Here is a 16,189-nt window from a genome sequence, read left to right on the forward strand (position 1 = left end):
TGTAATAAATTTCTAGTTAAAATAAAATCTGTTTGGATATTATTAAAAATAAAGGAAAAAATTTATTCTTTTATATGCTTTATTTTAAAATAATTATTTTCGTAGGTTCTTATTATTATCTATTACATGGCTTATTAAAGACTCACCAGGAAAATCAGCCATAATTATCCCGACAGAGCGTTTCATATTTAGGCTATTATAATATTTTAATTTATCTCGAGTTAGAATATTTGTACCTTCAAAGGAAATTGTACAAATACCAGCACAAGATGTTCTAGGGAAATCCGGATAACTATCTTTCCATCCTGGAGTGGTTAAGCCGGTAGAAAGACGGGGTGCTGAGGTACCTGGAGATGAATGCCCGCTTGCAACAAAATAAGGAAACGAACCGCCAGAGCCACTCAAGTAATTGATATAGATTCTATTATTATTTCCATTACTTGCACGGTCTAATTGTGTTTTTACTGCCTCCCATTTTGAATATAAATGCCAATTGGTTTTTAAATGGAAATTATCTTGTATACTTGTAAGTTCGTAAGCTAAACCATAATTATGAAAAGCAGCATTATTGCTAAGTATCATATATTTTCCCCTAACATCACCTAATTTTGTATCCATAGACTGTAAATTAAAATATTTATCTTTATATAATTCAATGTAATACTCTAATGTTTTATTCATGGGGCGAGTGTTATTATTGTCAGGGGCTATTTCTTGTTTTAACCTAAAAATAATGGTTTCAGAAGGGTTTTTTGATAAAAAAATATTAATGGAATTCATAAAATCACCAAACATAACATCAAGAAATATACTACCATGATGTAGGGCAAATGCATTACTCGTATGCCTCACCCTGATATCAAATACTCTAATACCATATTCTAATTGTTGGTCAAAATTTAATGCTTGTGTTGACACACTATCTACAAAATTTTTATATGCAGCACTATCATGAGTCCCAGGTAATGCTATTTCGGAAAGCATTATATCATCTCTAAGAGTATCCATCCATTTAGGCTTCGCCGTAAATCCATCAGAAGCGCTTCTGTAATAAGCAGAATCTAAATGAGCAAAAATTGAAGGGCTAAATATTAATAAGAGTAAAAGATATAGTCTATTTTTCATTATGAACACCTTTAAGTTATATTAAACGACGTCGTTACTATAACGACAAGAATATTCACAAATAAAAAATTAATGCATAATAAAAAATAAAAGTAGCGTATATATATTGTATGGTTATTTTTTGTTAAATGAATACAGATTTTATTTTAACTACTTATTATTTTTCACGCGTGTATTTTTTTATGATTAAATTTAACTCAACCAATTGATTTTTAGGTAATATTTAATTTATCAATAATATTGAACAACTAATGGATAAGAGGTGATATATTATCTGAAGTATCACTTCAGTATGTTAGTTTAAGAAAAAATGTATAAAAAGGTAGCGTATAATGCCTCATATCTTACAGTTAGATAGTGATAATTTCTCAAGCACACTTTACCCTCTAGGTCAGGAAGAGCATCAAACGGTAGTTGTTTATTTTTCGGCATCTTGGTGTTTGCCTTGTAAAAGCATGCACCCTATTTTCATTAAACTTTCTAAGCATTTTCAACAAAATAATATTGTTTTTGGTCTTGTGGATATTGCTCAGTCACCCACTTTGGCTCCTAAATATGGTATAAAATCAGTGCCGACAATTGCGATTTTCCAAGATACTCGTTTAATCGATATTATTGCTGGAGAAGTGTCATTTAATTGTGCATTAATGGTATTGAATAAAGTACTTGGGAAGCGTTAATGCTTAGCGAATATATTTGAAAATAATGATAAGTCATTCACAATGCTAATACTGATATTAGAAGGGTTATTGATAGGTTGCCTACTTGGTTTAACGGGAGCCGGTGGTGGTATTCTTGCTGTTCCAGCGTTAATGGCAAGCCAAAATTGGAGTGTGGCATTAGCGGCACCCGTTGGTCTTTTAGCGGTTACAATTGCTGCATTTATTGGTGTTGTTCAGGGTCTTATAAAAAATAACATTCGCTATAAAGCGGCTATTTGGATAGCATTATTGAGCATTCCTTCCGCTAAATATGGTGTTTATCTTGCCCATATTACCCCACCAGTTTGGTTAACGCTTGCTTTTAGTTTCGTTATGATTTATGTCGGATGCCGTATATTTTTCAATCGAGCAGATGTGCAGAATGATGCTCATTGTATAATTAATAAAGACACTGGAAAATTTATTTGGAATACTAAAACTGCTTTAATCTTGGGGTGCATTGGTGTTGTTACTGGGTTACTTACTGGGCTGTTAGGTGTGGGAGGTGGTTTTATTATTGTTCCTGCATTGCGAAAATTCACTAATTTAAATATGAAGAGTATTATTGCAACATCATTAATGGTCATTTTTTGTATTGGTAGTATTAGTATTTTCATTAATGTCTGGAATGGGTTCCAGTACCCTAAAGAAATTAGTCTTGTTTTCATTGTTTCTTGTGTTATTGGTTTATTAATTGGTCGATTAATAACGCATTATATTTCCAATAAGGCTATCCAAATATTATTTTCAAGTGTTGTTATCTTTGTTGCTCTATGGTTGATTTTATCAGTACTGATTGAATTAAATGTTATTTAAAATAGATTTTAAATATCAAGCAATTAAGTGGTTTTTTATAATTCATGCGGCATGTGTCACTATTTTGAATTATCAGTCATTTATTCTCCTTAATGAAAGTGAAATTGATTTATCTTCAAGCTCAAAGAGGTATAATGAATAATCGCATTTTTTCTACCCAGATAATAGTAAAATGGATTGCTAATATATTCTTCCGGGTAATCATTAAAGGTTGACTAGTATAATTATGACAAAACAAGATAGCTCAACAACGATAATTGATATAGCAAAACGTGCTAATGTAACTGATATTACAGTTTCTAGAGCATTTAATCATCCTGAGATGGTAAAGAAAGAAACTCGAGATAAAATATTAGCTATTGCGCAAGAACTCAATTATGTCCCAAACCTTTTTGCGCGTAATCTGAAAAATAAAAATAGCCGTATAATAGGTGTGGTCACTGACAGTACATTTAACCCATTTTATGTGGTGCTTATTCAAACAGTTTCACGCTTAGCGAAAGAAAAAGGCTATCAAGTCATGATTTTTGATTCAGATAGCGATGAAAAAGCAGAAAAAACAGCAATTGAAACGTTAGTCAGTTACAAGGCGAGCGGTATTCTACTATCGCCAGTTCGTGACGATAAAGACTATCAACCAAGTTACTTATCATTAATTGACCAACACAATGTGCCTTTGGTTTTTGTTGACCGTTCAATTTATGGTTATCAAAATAAGTATTCGGGTTTATTCTTGAAAAACTTTGAAATAGGTGCTTTAACAGGAAAATTTCTTAACCAACAAAATAGTGAGAATACACTTATTGTTTCAGGGCCAGAAGGCTCCGAAATTAGTTTATCCCGTTTAGCGGGGATATATGAAAATTTTCCAAATAGAAAAAGCATCAATGTCTTATACAGTAGCTATATGTTTAATAAGAATGATGAAGATTATTTAAGGAAAAAAGTCCAAGAGCTGTACACACCTAATATGTATATAGTTGGGTTGAATGGAATTATTACAGCTGGAATGTATAAAATCATTTTAGAATTAGGCCTTTCTTGCCGCTATTTTTCTGTTGATTTACCTCCCTATGCAGATACTTACCATTTATCTATTTCTGGTGTACACCATGATTCGGTATATCTTGGTGAATTAACAACTGAGTTATTGTTTTCTGAGATAGAACGAGATTCACATAAAGATCATAAAACAAAACAAATATTTGTTGATGGGAAACTTGTTGTTTATTAATAAGAATCAGAAATAAAGTACGTTATGATTTTTATATGTACTCTAAAGAATTTGAGTTGCATATGAGCACAGTTAACATACATGTAATTTAATGTATGAAAAATATAAATAGGCAGGTAACGATACCTGCCTATTTTAATGGTTATGAGAAACTATTCATTTAGCGTTTCATTGAACTAATTAAGGTCGCCCCCCAAATAATTAGGCCTTTTACAATATATTGAACATAAGGTGAAATACCTAATAAATTTAAACCATTATTGAGTACACCTAAGATCATTGCGCCAATGAGTGTGCCAATGATCATACCACGGCCCCCTGCGATTGAAGCACCGCCGAGTACGACTGCAGCAATTGCATCTAACTCAAAGCCTACGCCTGCATTGGGTTGCCCGCTCATGACTCGAGAGGTAAATATTAACCCAGCGAAAGCCGCAGTAAAACCGCTAATGACGTAAACTAACATTTTATAACGTTCAACGCGGATACCACTGAGACGAGCGGCTTCTTCATTACCGCCTATCGCGTAAATATAGCGGCCAAAAGAGACATGATTTAGTACAACATAGAAAATAAGATAAAGGCCAAGCATTAATAAAATAGGAACTTGGATCCCCATTAATTCTTCTCGTCCCCAAAAAGCAAACTCTTGAGGTAATCCTGAAACTGGGTAGCCACCGGTATAAATTAAGGCGAGGCCTTTAGCAATGATCATGGCACCCAAGGTGACAATGATGGGCGGCATTTTACCATAAGCCGCTAAAATCCCATTAATAAAGCCAAAAGCAACACCGGATAATAACCCCAGAGCAATGGCTGCATAAGGATCCATTCCATAATATTTCATTAAGCCAGCCATCAAGGTTCCAGAAAGTGCCATAACAGCACCAACGGATAAGTCAATTCCACCAGTTAAGATAGCAAATGTCATACCGATAGCGATAATGGCATTAATAGAAACCTGACGAGCAATAGTAGAAAGGTTATTTACAGTTAAAAAATGTTCATTAAAAATGGACATGCAGACAAATAAAAGAACTAAACCAACAAGTGGTAAAAATGCAGGTATTTTAGTTAACTTAGAAAAACTAAACTTATTTTTAGTTAATGGAATTGCACTTTGATTAGACATAGTCGTTATCCTATATAATATTGCCGGCCGCATGTACCATGATCTGAGTAGAGTTTATTTCATCTCCAGTTAACTCAGCGGCAATTTCGCCATCTCGAAAAACCAAAACTCTATCACTGACACCAATAACTTCTGGTAGCTCCGATGAAATCATAATAATGGAAATTCCTTTTTCAGTTAGAGAGCGCATTAACTGATAAATTTCTGATTTTGCCCCGACATCAATTCCTCGAGTGGGTTCGTCGAAAATAAGAATTTTGGCTTGTTTATTTAGCCAGCGAGCAATAACAACCTTTTGTTGATTTCCACCACTTAAAGTAGAAACCGCAGTGTGGGGCTCTGGTGTTTTAACTTTTACTTGGGAAATTAGATCAATAGATAAAGTGAGTTCTTTTTTATTTTGAATTAAAAATAATTTTTGAGCGTGATTGTTTAACCATATATTTTCTTTAACGGAGAAGGGTAATACAAGACCTTGGGTTTTTCGGCTTTCGGGTAATAAACCGATACCTAATTGCAGCGCAGCTGCAGCCGATTTAACTTTAACTTCTTTACCTTCTAAAATAACTTTTTTCTTGTATGCTTTGTCAGCACCAATCATGGCAAGAATAGTCTCTGTACGACCGGAACCGACCAACCCCGCAAGCCCCAGAATTTCACCTTTTTTTAATTGAAGGTGGTTAGTTGGGCTATATGAGAAGCGCTGAATTTCAGCATCTAAGATGACTTCTTGCTCGTTGAATTGGCGTTTATGAGGATAAATATTTTCAACTTCACGGCCAACCATCATTTCGATGATAACGTCTAAATCTGTTTCATCAACCTTACGTGACCCAATATATTGTCCATCACGCAGTACACTGATGGTGTCACAGATTTCATAAATTTCTTCTAAATGATGTGAAATAAAAAACATTCCAACCCCTTTAGCTTTTAAATCACGCATTACATCGAATAAATGATTTGCTTCATTGGGGGTTAATGTTGCAGTTGGTTCATCTAATACTAAAATTTTAGCGTCTAAAGATAATGCCTTTGCGATTTCAACAAACTGCTGTTCCGCTATACTTAAATGGCTAATAGGTTCATCAATATTAATGTTGACACCCAGCTCAGCTAAGATTTCCTGTGATTTTTTTCGCATTAATTTTCTATCTAATAAACCAAACTTATTTTTTAACTCTCGATTTAAAAATATATTTTCAAAAGCATTTAAATAAGGAATAAGAGAAAATTCTTGGAAAATAATACCTACGCCAGCTTTGATTGCATCTCTGTAGTTATGAAAGGTGTGCTCTTTGCCCTCAATCAGGATTTGTCCGCTGTCAGGTTTATGTATTCCACATAACACTTTCATTAGCGTTGATTTACCTGCGCCGTTTTCACCTAATAATGCGTGAACCTCTCCTTTTTCGAGGGAAAGATTAATATTATCTAACGCCTTAACCCCAGGGAAAGTTTTGCTGACATCTTTTAATGCTAATAATTGCATCATATTGCTTCCCTATATTTCTCAACTGCTTAAAAATGGGTAACAAAGCCATTTGGAATTTTTATTCCAATATGCATTTAATAATTAATATTTATGAAAATGTATTGCACCGAACATCAGAAATACAGGTGCAATACATCGGTTATTGATAACTAGCGATTACCAGTGGAAATCTTTTGCATTGGTTTTGTCGATCAATTTAACATCAATTGGGACTTCTTTAGGAACATTGGCACCCCAGTATTTTGCTAAGCCCATTGCTAAACCAATACGCACTTGATCACGAGGGAATTGCGCTGAAGTTGCAATAAATGGAGAGTTGCCTTTGGCAATTTCAGCAACAGCTTCAGGAGAACCGTCAACACTCACTAATTTGACATCACGGCCAGAAGATTCAATCGCTGCTAGTGCACCTAAAGAACCGACATCGTTAACACTGAAGATCCCATTGAGAGTTGGATTCGCTTGCAGCATATTTTCGGTAACGTTCATCGCAGTATCACGTTCTTGTTTACCGTTCAATTTAGTTACGATTTTAATATTTGGGTATTCTTTCATCGCTGCTTCAAAGCCGCGAACACGCTCAAGAATTGGTACGACAGGAATACCATCTAAAATAGCCACTTCACCTTTGCCGCCTAATGCTTCACCTAAACGTTTACCCGCCATTAAGCCAGCATCATAGTTTTTAGAACCGACGAAAGAGTCAATTGGGCCATTTGCTTGTGCATCAATAGCGATAACCACAACGCCCGCTTTTTTCGCAGCCAGTACAGCTGTTTCTGCACCAACGCTATCGGCCGGGTTAATTAACAGAATATCGATTTTTTTCTGTAACATATCTTCGATATCACTGGTTTGCTTTGATACATCATGAGCCGCATCAGAGATGTATAGTTGGGCACCCATATCACCTGTTGCGCTCTCTAAGGCTTCCTTCATGGTGACAAAATATTCATTGTTTAATTCTTGAAATGACATACCCACTGAAACTGGCTTAGCGGTAGCGTTAAAAGCCATACCTAAAGTCAGTACACTTGCAGCTACAGCCAACTTTTTAAATTTACTCAGCATAAGATGTTCTCCTAAAAGAGCGTTTAATTATATGTAGGGTTTTTACTTATTTAGTGTTTATTTGAATTATCAATTATTACTACCAGTTAAAAACATGTTTATGGCTTGATGACGACTTTAATTGAGTCTGCCGATTTCGCCATGACAAAAGCTTCTTCCCAATCATCGATGGAATAGAAGTGGGTAACGATATCATCAGCACTAACTAAGCCACGGCTAAATAGGTCAATAGCGACTTCATAACTATATGGGCCTAAGTGAGCTCCGCGGATATCAAGTTCTTTGCGGTCACCAATGATTGACCAGTCAACGGTTGTTTCTTTACCAAACACGCTAAACTCAACGAAACGACCAAGCTTACGGATCATTTCTAGCCCTTGAGTAACGCCAATTGGGGCGCCAGTTGCTTCAATATAAACATCGCAACCATAGCCTTCCGTCATATCTTTGACTAATTTGATGGCATCTTCTTTCAGTGGATTGATAACAACATCTGCACCAAATTTTTTCGCTAATTCAAGACGTTCATCAATCGCATCAATAACAACCAATTTTTTCGGTGTTTTTAATTTGGCGACTTGGATCATGCATAGCCCAAGTGGGCCTGCACCAGCAATGACGACGACGTCATTTAAATCGATATCACCACGGCGTACGGTGTGGATAGCACAAGCCATCGGTTCAATTAATGCGGCATCTTTATCAGATAGTTCATCAGGGATTTTGTGGATAATGGCACGCTCTGAAAAACGCATATATTCAGCCATACCACCATCGGCAACTTCTTTTTGGAAACCGTAAATATCATGGGTTTCACACATCCAATATTTGCCTGATTTACAGAAACGGCATTCCCAACACGGGACAATTTGCTCAGCTAAGATGCGGTCGCCTACCTTTAATTTGAATTTTTCAGCGGAACCTTCACCGAGTTCAGCAACGCGCCCATAAAATTCATGGCCAGGAACTACAGGTGCTTTAATCCATGGGTCATCACCCCAGAACATTTGAGCGCCATCATTGGCTTTACAGTCGCCAGCGCAGATCCCACATCCATCAACTTTGATGACAACTTCTCTAAATCCTGGCGTCGGTCTTTTAATGTTTTCAAAGCGATAATCATGCGGTCCATGACAAACAACAGCTTTCATTTTTTCAGGTAGGTTACTCATGTTCTAAAACCTCTTTCTAGTTGTTAACCCTAATGTTGACGTCAACATTAAGCGTTTTTTTATAACGCATTTGCTTTAGTTTTTTAACGCTTAACTATCAATAATGATATGTATGTAAGAAAAATGGTTGTTTAATGTTATAGATAAAATAAATTCTTTTTAATATGACGACGTCGTCATTTTTGAAAGTATGAATGTAAAAAACTAAAATTTGTGATTTAACCCCTAATTTTAGTCTCCTAATTGAGTACTTTCATTGGAAAATGAGACTGTCAAAAATGATTTTGTAACACAATGAAAATTATAATAAAAATCTTATTCCATTCCTTTTTTTAGTTTTTCAAGAAATGAATATGAAGCCGAGTATAATTATTTTAACTATTTTCAGAAGTGGATAATTTATGCAAAAACATTTCAGCTCACATTTTTATATGAAAACAAATTAATTTTACATTAAATAAAGAGACACAAAATGGTTAATAGAACGTTATTTTTAATTTATAAAATTTAATTTAAAAAATTGAATAGAGTAATGGGGTATTTTTACGTGCTGTTAATTATATTTTCTTTGCAGATGTACCTAATGAACATTGAAGAAGGCATAAAAAAACAGCTTTATACTTTGTTATTGTATTTTGCCAATCTTGCAAAGTATAAAGCCAAATAGAGCCAAAGTTTAACTTCATTTTGTCAATAAAATCATTTTGTTATCTTGTTATAAATATGTGGAAGCCTCACGTCTTTATGTTAGACAATCATTGGTGCAATGATAAAACCGAAGGCGACACCTGCAATAATTCCACCTAGGCCTGGTAACATAAAGGGATGATTTAAAATATATTTTCCAACCCGAGTAGACCCTGTTGAGTCGAATTCAATTGCTGCTAATGATGTTGGGTAAGTGGGTAAGACAAATACTCCGGTGACGGCGACAAAAGAGGCCAAAATTGCCCATGTGGGAACATCTAAGGCAATAGCTAACGGAATAATTAATGGTGTTGTGGCACCTTGTGAATATAACAATGCACAGGTAAAAAACAGAACTAAAGCTAATAAAATAGGATATGCAGATAACACATCTCCAGCTATCGCTTTAATTTGGTCCATGTGTGCATCAACAAATGTCGTCCCTAAGGTAACAATACCCAATATCACTGCAAGTGAACTCATTCCTGAACGGAAAGTGGGTGCTAGAACGATTGAGTTTGGTGATGTTTTACAGAATATCACCATCAAACATGCAGCACTTAACATGCAGATGATAATAATATCGCGAGTGCCCATAGGTTTACCGATATCAAAGCCGGGACGCAATTGCGGAAAGGCAGCAAGGATGACAATCGCGACAGTGGCAATGATAAACAAGACAACTGAAAACTTTTCTCTGGTGGTGCTTTCACCTGTTTTTTCTTCGTATTTATGGACTAAGCCCTTTTGTAAGCGCTCAAGATAAACTTCATCGTCTTCTAGTTCACAGCCTTGGCGTGATGCGATAAATGCCGCAACCATGGCTGCAACAAAAGAGGCAGGTAAGCAGACTGACATGACAACGATGAAAGTAACGCCATTACCTTCCATTATTGTCAACATTGCTGCCATTGCGGCGCTGATTGGCGAACCTGAAATAGCAATTTGTGATGCAACCACTGAGCCTGCTAATGTTCGGGATGGGCGAATGCCTGAATCTTTTGCGATTTCGGCTATCACTGGTAGCATAGAGAAAACAATGAAGCCTGTACCAGCCATGATAGTCATCACCCAAGTGATGATTGGCGCTATAATATTCAGGTACTTAGGGTTTTTACGCATAAACTTACTGGCGAGGCGTACGAGATAATCCATTCCACCTGCAGCTTGTAATGCAGATGCTGCTACCACGACGGTCATAATAATTAAAATAACATCAACAGGTGGGGAGCCAATAGGTAAACCAAACCCAATGGTTAGAACTGCTAATCCTAATCCACCGCAGAGTCCTATACCAATTCCCCCCATCCGTATACCGAAGAATATTGCACCTAATACAACAATGATTTCTAGCCAAACCATAATCGTCTCCAATAGACAATATATTGTCATTAGTAATATTAAAAATTAATTTTTGATATTTGATATAAAATTAAATATTTTTATTTATCATTAAATTTTGTTTCCCGACTCTACTTTCATACCAGTGAATACTTGCTCTGACTAAGGTACTGGTTGAGTCGATATATTTATCTGGATAATTATTTATTTCATTTTCAAGAATGACGGGAACTTCAGTGCAGCCAAGAACAATAATTTCTGCACCTCGGGAGAATAATGCCTCAGCTTGTTTTTTCATAATGGCCTCAGCCATTTTTTTATTTCCTGATTTTAATAAATAAATGCTTTCCATAACTTTGTCTTGGCTTTCTTTATCAGGCGTGATGCAGTTTAAATATTTATTTTCTATATTTTTTTGATACAACCCCATATACATAGTGGCATTTGTTGCAAGTAATCCGATATTTTTTTTCTTGGTTGCTAGCACTTCTTTCATTGTTGTCTCAACAATACTTAGCATATCGACGTGGCAAATATCTTTCAGTTCACTAAACCAATAATGTGCGGTGTTACAAGGAATAACAATACATTCAGCACCTGCATTTTCTAGTTTTTTTAGATAGTCAGTCATTAAAGGTAGAGGAGATTCACCACGGTTTAATAGCGCCTCTGTTCGATCTGGTATATCAGGAATAGATGATATAATTAAAGGGATATGCTCTTGGTCTCTATTTGCTACGGTATAATTAACGAATTTATTAAATAAATCGACAGTAGCGGCAGGTCCCATACCACCTAATACACCAATTAAACCTTTCATTTTAATACCCCTGCATTTCATTAGCTTTTTTATAAAATAAAAATCAATAAATGCTTATATTCCTTCATTTATTTAACATATAGGTTGGCATTAAAATAATTATTAACCTAAATATTACTGCCATAACCTATGGCTAATATTTATCAATGTTTATCTTGGATGAGAAATGCAAGTAAGTATGGGTTGATGCAAGATATGCATTAAGTTTTTTATTCAAAATAAAGTTATTTTAATAAATTGCTCTGAGAGCCTGAATAGACTAGGTTTTATGATGTAAATAAATTAAATAAAATTAATTTTTGATTTTTGTTAATGTTTTAAATAGTAGGTCTATGCATAATACAAATAATGTATCTACAAATTTTGTTTGGTTGCTTAACTAATCATTAACTTAAAATATCAATAAAAATACTTTTAATTTCTTATATTTTAACAGCAAGTCAATTTAAGGCTTAATAAGATGAAGAATATAGAAACAAAATGGCTATATGATTTTTTAACACTAGAGTCGTGCCGACATTTTTCTCATGCCGCAGAACAACGAAATATTTCTCAGCCCGCGTTTAGCCGTCGTATTAAAGCGTTAGAGGAAGCTATTGGTGTTGAATTATTTGATAGAACGACTTCCCCTTTACAGTTATCTGAAGAGGGCAAAATTTTCCATTCCCAAGCACGTAGTTTACTACAACAACTGGAATGTAACTTAAATGAATTATCCGGCCATAATGTATTGAGTCTACCAAATATTAAAATTGCTGCCGCTCATTCGTTGTCATTAACATTACTACCTAAATTAGTCCATGGGCTGTCCGGTTACGGTGAGGAGTTTGTTTACCATGTTGAAGCCATTGATGTCGTACAAGTTGTCAACGCATTGAGAGAAGGGAAGAGTGACTTTATTATCTCATTTTATGATGAAGATCTCATGCAATCTCCATTTTCCTCATTGAATGTATTTGAATCTGAATTATACCCAATTTGTGCCGCAGATGAGCATGGTAAGCCGCTATTTGACATCTATCAACCTCAAGTGCCGTTGTTGAATTACACAAGTGCTTCATATATGGGAAGGTTAGTTAATCGTCGGTTAAGTGAATTTGGTACGATCAATTCGAAAACACTTTTTATGTCATCAATGAGTGAGTTATTAAAAAATATGGCTTTGGATGGTCATGGCATAGCATGGTTGCCTATTTATTCTGTAGTGAATGAATTGAAAGAAAAGAAACTCGTTTGTCTAGATACGCCTGAATTAACGATACCTATCCAAGCTTATATCTACCGTATGGATACAAGGCTAAATAAAACTGCAGAGGACTTTTGGCGCATTTTAAAAAAGAATATTCCAGAGGATTTACGGCACTTATAGTGTCGATGGGGAATTTATAGATAAATAACCTGCTAAAATAAACAGGTTATTAAAATAATTCACATTTTATTTAGCGAAAATATATCACTTTGAAAAAGAAAGAATTAGTGATCTAAAGAAACAGAGTGGACATACTCCAACTGTTTTAAGGAGCAGTAAAATTCAGGTAAAGTGATTTTTTGGCGTACTAATAGCTTTAAATTTACCTCGACACGCTCTTTCTTGATATCTCTGATGGTGAGATTCTCAATTAAGTCTTTGTGGCTTTTTAGGTACTCAATAAGCAAAGGAACACCTTTTTCATGAGTAAATAGCATTCGAACTTTAATTTTTCCTAGTTTTTGGTTTCTCATCTGAAATAAAGCAACTTGAGGACTGAGTTGTATTGCTAAGAAAAAAAGGATTGTAACGATGATAGCATGCCAGTAGAACCCTGAACCACAGGCAATTCCAACACCGGCTGAAGCCCAAACAATGGCTGCAGTTGTTAGACCTGAAATGGCATCATCACGACGATGCAATATAACCCCAGCGCCTAGAAAGCCCACTCCGCTAATTATTTGTGCAGCTAATCTCATTGGGTCGCTACGTATATTGTCAGAGATATTGGCGTAATATTCCGCTGACTGAATAGAAACGATGGTTAATAAACAGCTGGCAACGGCGATAATGACACAAGTTTTAAAACCAACAGGTTTTCCCTTTGATTCACGTTCTAAGCCAATTAAGCCGCCTAAAACGAAGGCGGCTAGTAGTTTAGCAATACTTGATAGTGATAAAGGGCCAATGGTGCCAACAAACTGTATAAATAAATCCATGGCTTGCTCCTGACGTGACCTTACCCTTTCCTTAATTATTATTGTGCTGTAACGCGATTTGCTGGTTTTTCATTTTCCCCATTTTTCTTTTTAGACACATCGTCTTTAAAGAAGAAGATAAAGAAAACGGTGACAACAGCGGCGACGATAGCTGGGTAATGCCAGAATGTTCCCCATTGTGGTAATGCTGCGCTACCTGTCTCTGTGACAGTTGAATTAAAGATTTCACCACAAATTGTTGAAGCAAATAATAAGCCAAAGCCATTTGAAACAATAAAGCGTAAACCCTGAGCTTGCGCTCTGATCTCAGGTTTTGCTTTACGGTCAACGTAGATATCACCTGCTGTAAAGAAGAAGTCCCAGCATAATCCTTGAAGCATCAATCCGAAAATAATGAAGTAGAAACCGGAATCTACTGCAGCATAGGAAAATAACATTGAACGAATAATCCAACTTACTGCGCCAAGAAGTAAGGTGATTTTGAAACCGAATTTCATTAAGAAGAATGACAGCACAAACATAAATAGGACTTCACATGCAATACCAATTTGCATGATAGATGCTGCATTATCGAATCCAAGTGTTTTAATAAATACAGGGATATAAGCGGAGTAAGCTGTTTTCGGTATCATTAATACAAAGATACTAAACATTAAGATAGCGAAATAACGGTCTTTAAATAATGAAAGTGCATCTAAACATAGAATATCTCTAGCGGAGAAAGGTTTACCTTTCGCTTTTGGTGGTGTATTTGGCAAAGTAAAGCAGTAGAAACCTAGTAATACAGCAACAGCGGATGCGATATACCAAGTCATGGTACTACCCGAGAAGCCCATTTCCCCTAATATAAATCCGATAGCCATAAAACCGAATGTGCCAAATACACGAATAATAGGGAAATATTTCACACCATTAATATGAGAGAAGCTGATGCTATTAGAAAGCGCAGTTGTTGGATAAAATAGTAGACCAATAATAAAAATCATAAACAGGGTCATGCCGCTATTTTGTGCCTCAATAAATTGAGGAACACATAGAATAACGGCCGCATTAATTAAATGCAGTGTTCCCATTACTTTTTGTGAAGCAAAGAAACGGTCAGCAACCATACCAATGAATAAAGGGGAAATAATGGTTGCTACACCTAATAAAGCGTAAGCATTACCAATGATGTTTGCCATCCCATAAGTACTTAACACAAGTCCCATTGTCATATTCCATGCACCTTGCATGAAATATTGCACAAACATCATGATCAGTAAGCGAGAGGTTATTTTCATATCCATGATTAGTTTTCCTCTTAATATGCTTCTAGCGTTAATCCGTCATAAGCAACGCGGATATTATAAGGTGCACAAACCGCTTCTAATTCGTCATGAAGTAATTTGCCACTATGGGAAATATGTGAAACAGCAATTTGAGTTTCTGAATGCAGGCAGCCTTGTTGCTGCAGTTTTTCTTTAGCTGCAAAGACGGTTTCTAGGCTCATGTGATTATCTGTACGGTTTTTCCCATTGAGCCCGTAAGTGCATTCAAATACGACGATATCAAGTTGTTTATTTTCCAACCATTTCCAGGTTAATTCAGGGAACCAACCTGAATCATGTCCATAAAAAATAGCTTTTCCATTTTTTTCAATATGATAGACATAGCAAAGTTCCCATTTAGCATGGTTTGCAAGTAATGGCGTAATTTTATAACCGTTCCTTTCGACGGTGACAAAAGGGATTAAACAGTGGAAATCGAAACGCTCTTTACTGTAGCCGGGTAGAACGTCAAGGCAGCCATTAATTGCTCGGTCATTACCAAAAATATGTAATGGATGGTGAATTTCAAAACCATAACCTTCCATGCGGCTGAATAAATCGCCGACATTAAAATGGTCAGGATGAGTATGGGTAAATAGTAAGCTTTCAAACTTAGTTGCATCCATTCCGTCACGCATTAACTGATAGCTAAATGTCGGGGAAACATCGATCAACATAAGATCATCCACAATGGCGGAAGAATGGGTTCTAATATCTTTTCCTCCAAGCTCTCTTGCTTTTTGGCAGTGCTCACAGCGGCAGAAAGGATTTGGTATGCCTTCAGAAGCCGCGGTGCCTAAAAAGTGAAGTTTCATAATAATTACCTGTATTTTATAGTTTTATTTTGGAATTTTTGATCCCTGGTGTTGGTGTTCAAACAAAAAATAAATCAATTTGAACGTTCCAATAGTAATGCTGGGGGTTGTTATTGCCAATAAATGTTATTTAGATCAGTGATCTCATTCAAAGATTATTTTTTATGTCATTGATTTTGTTATTGTTTAATATTGCCCTGCAAAAGAAAGGCAAGAAAAGTAATCTTTATTTTATTCGTTTGTTTTATAAACTAATTGAGAGTGGAACGTTCAAATCAATTATCGG

At 35.6% G+C, this 16,189-nt stretch carries 14 protein-coding genes; 4 read left to right on the top strand and 10 right to left on the bottom strand.

The genetic code is table 11. The features are described from left to right. Positions 1-93: 93 nt before the first annotated feature. Positions 94-1,125 carry a phosphatidylinositol-specific phospholipase C gene (locus P3L37_RS03880; RefSeq protein WP_004914233.1) on the bottom strand — a complete coding sequence of 344 codons (1,032 nt, stop codon included), beginning with the start codon at positions 1,123-1,125 and terminating at the stop codon, positions 94-96. Between the two features lie 332 nt (positions 1,126-1,457). Between P3L37_RS03880 and P3L37_RS03885 the strand changes: the two genes are divergently transcribed. The 3 genes from P3L37_RS03885 to P3L37_RS03895 all read left to right on the top strand — a co-directional run bounded on the left by P3L37_RS03885 (position 1,458) and on the right by P3L37_RS03895 (position 3,876). Then, positions 1,458-1,805 carry a thioredoxin family protein gene (locus P3L37_RS03885; protein WP_109911947.1) on the top strand — a complete coding sequence of 116 codons (348 nt, stop codon included), beginning with the start codon at positions 1,458-1,460 and terminating at the stop codon, positions 1,803-1,805. A gap of 42 nt (positions 1,806-1,847) precedes the next feature. Next, positions 1,848-2,642, top strand: coding sequence for a sulfite exporter TauE/SafE family protein (locus P3L37_RS03890; protein ID WP_109911948.1), 795 nt, complete (start codon positions 1,848-1,850; stop codon positions 2,640-2,642). Positions 2,643-2,868: 226 nt separating this feature from the next. Beyond that, positions 2,869-3,876 (top strand): LacI family DNA-binding transcriptional regulator, encoded by a 1,008-nt coding sequence (locus P3L37_RS03895; protein WP_109911949.1) that lies wholly within the window; start codon positions 2,869-2,871, stop codon positions 3,874-3,876. 160 nt (positions 3,877-4,036) lie between these two features. Here P3L37_RS03895 and P3L37_RS03900 read toward each other — a convergent pair whose 3' ends face one another. The 6 genes from P3L37_RS03900 to P3L37_RS03925 form a co-directional block, all read right to left on the bottom strand. Further along, complete coding sequence (locus P3L37_RS03900) at positions 4,037-5,008, bottom strand: ABC transporter permease (protein ID WP_004914217.1); 972 nt, start codon at positions 5,006-5,008, stop codon at positions 4,037-4,039. Between the two features lie 10 nt (positions 5,009-5,018). Next, the gene (locus P3L37_RS03905; protein WP_109911950.1) at positions 5,019-6,503 is read right to left on the bottom strand and encodes a sugar ABC transporter ATP-binding protein; all 1,485 of its coding nucleotides are present in this window, start codon (positions 6,501-6,503) and stop codon (positions 5,019-5,021) included. Between the two features lie 156 nt (positions 6,504-6,659). Next, positions 6,660-7,520, bottom strand: a complete 861-nt coding sequence (locus tag P3L37_RS03910; RefSeq protein WP_370661211.1) for an ABC transporter substrate-binding protein — start codon at positions 7,518-7,520, stop codon at positions 6,660-6,662. A gap of 152 nt (positions 7,521-7,672) precedes the next feature. After that, positions 7,673-8,746: a zinc-binding dehydrogenase gene (locus P3L37_RS03915; protein WP_004914213.1), complete on the bottom strand. Its 1,074-nt coding sequence runs from the start codon at positions 8,744-8,746 to the stop codon at positions 7,673-7,675. Between the two features lie 747 nt (positions 8,747-9,493). Beyond that, positions 9,494-10,795: an anaerobic C4-dicarboxylate transporter gene (locus tag P3L37_RS03920; protein ID WP_004914207.1), complete on the bottom strand. Its 1,302-nt coding sequence runs from the start codon at positions 10,793-10,795 to the stop codon at positions 9,494-9,496. A 70-nt stretch (positions 10,796-10,865) separates the two neighbouring features. Further along, positions 10,866-11,594, bottom strand: a complete 729-nt coding sequence (locus tag P3L37_RS03925) for an aspartate/glutamate racemase family protein (protein ID WP_109911951.1) — start codon at positions 11,592-11,594, stop codon at positions 10,866-10,868. Positions 11,595-12,054: 460 nt separating this feature from the next. Here P3L37_RS03925 and hypT point away from each other — a divergent pair, with 460 nt between their 5' ends. Next, positions 12,055-12,963: a hypochlorite stress DNA-binding transcriptional regulator HypT gene (gene hypT, locus P3L37_RS03930; protein ID WP_004914205.1), complete on the top strand. Its 909-nt coding sequence runs from the start codon at positions 12,055-12,057 to the stop codon at positions 12,961-12,963. Between the two features lie 104 nt (positions 12,964-13,067). Here the strand turns inward: hypT and P3L37_RS03935 are convergent, their stop codons facing one another. The 3 genes from P3L37_RS03935 to P3L37_RS03945 are packed head-to-tail and all read right to left on the bottom strand — an operon-like array spanning position 13,068 to position 15,903. Further along, on the bottom strand, positions 13,068-13,781 hold the full coding sequence (locus tag P3L37_RS03935) for an MgtC/SapB family protein (protein WP_109911952.1): 714 nt from the start codon (positions 13,779-13,781) through the stop codon (positions 13,068-13,070). 38 nt (positions 13,782-13,819) lie between these two features. Continuing rightward, entirely contained in the window at positions 13,820-15,067 is a 1,248-nt protein-coding gene (locus tag P3L37_RS03940; RefSeq protein WP_004914203.1) for an MFS transporter, read from the bottom strand. A 14-nt stretch (positions 15,068-15,081) separates the two neighbouring features. Continuing rightward, positions 15,082-15,903, bottom strand: a complete 822-nt coding sequence (locus tag P3L37_RS03945) for an MBL fold metallo-hydrolase (protein ID WP_109911954.1) — start codon at positions 15,901-15,903, stop codon at positions 15,082-15,084. Between the last annotated feature and the right edge of the window lie 286 nt (positions 15,904-16,189).

Origin of the sequence: Providencia sp. PROV114, assembly GCF_032704305.1 — a bacterium.
Lineage (GTDB): Bacteria > Pseudomonadota > Gammaproteobacteria > Enterobacterales > Enterobacteriaceae > Providencia > Providencia rettgeri.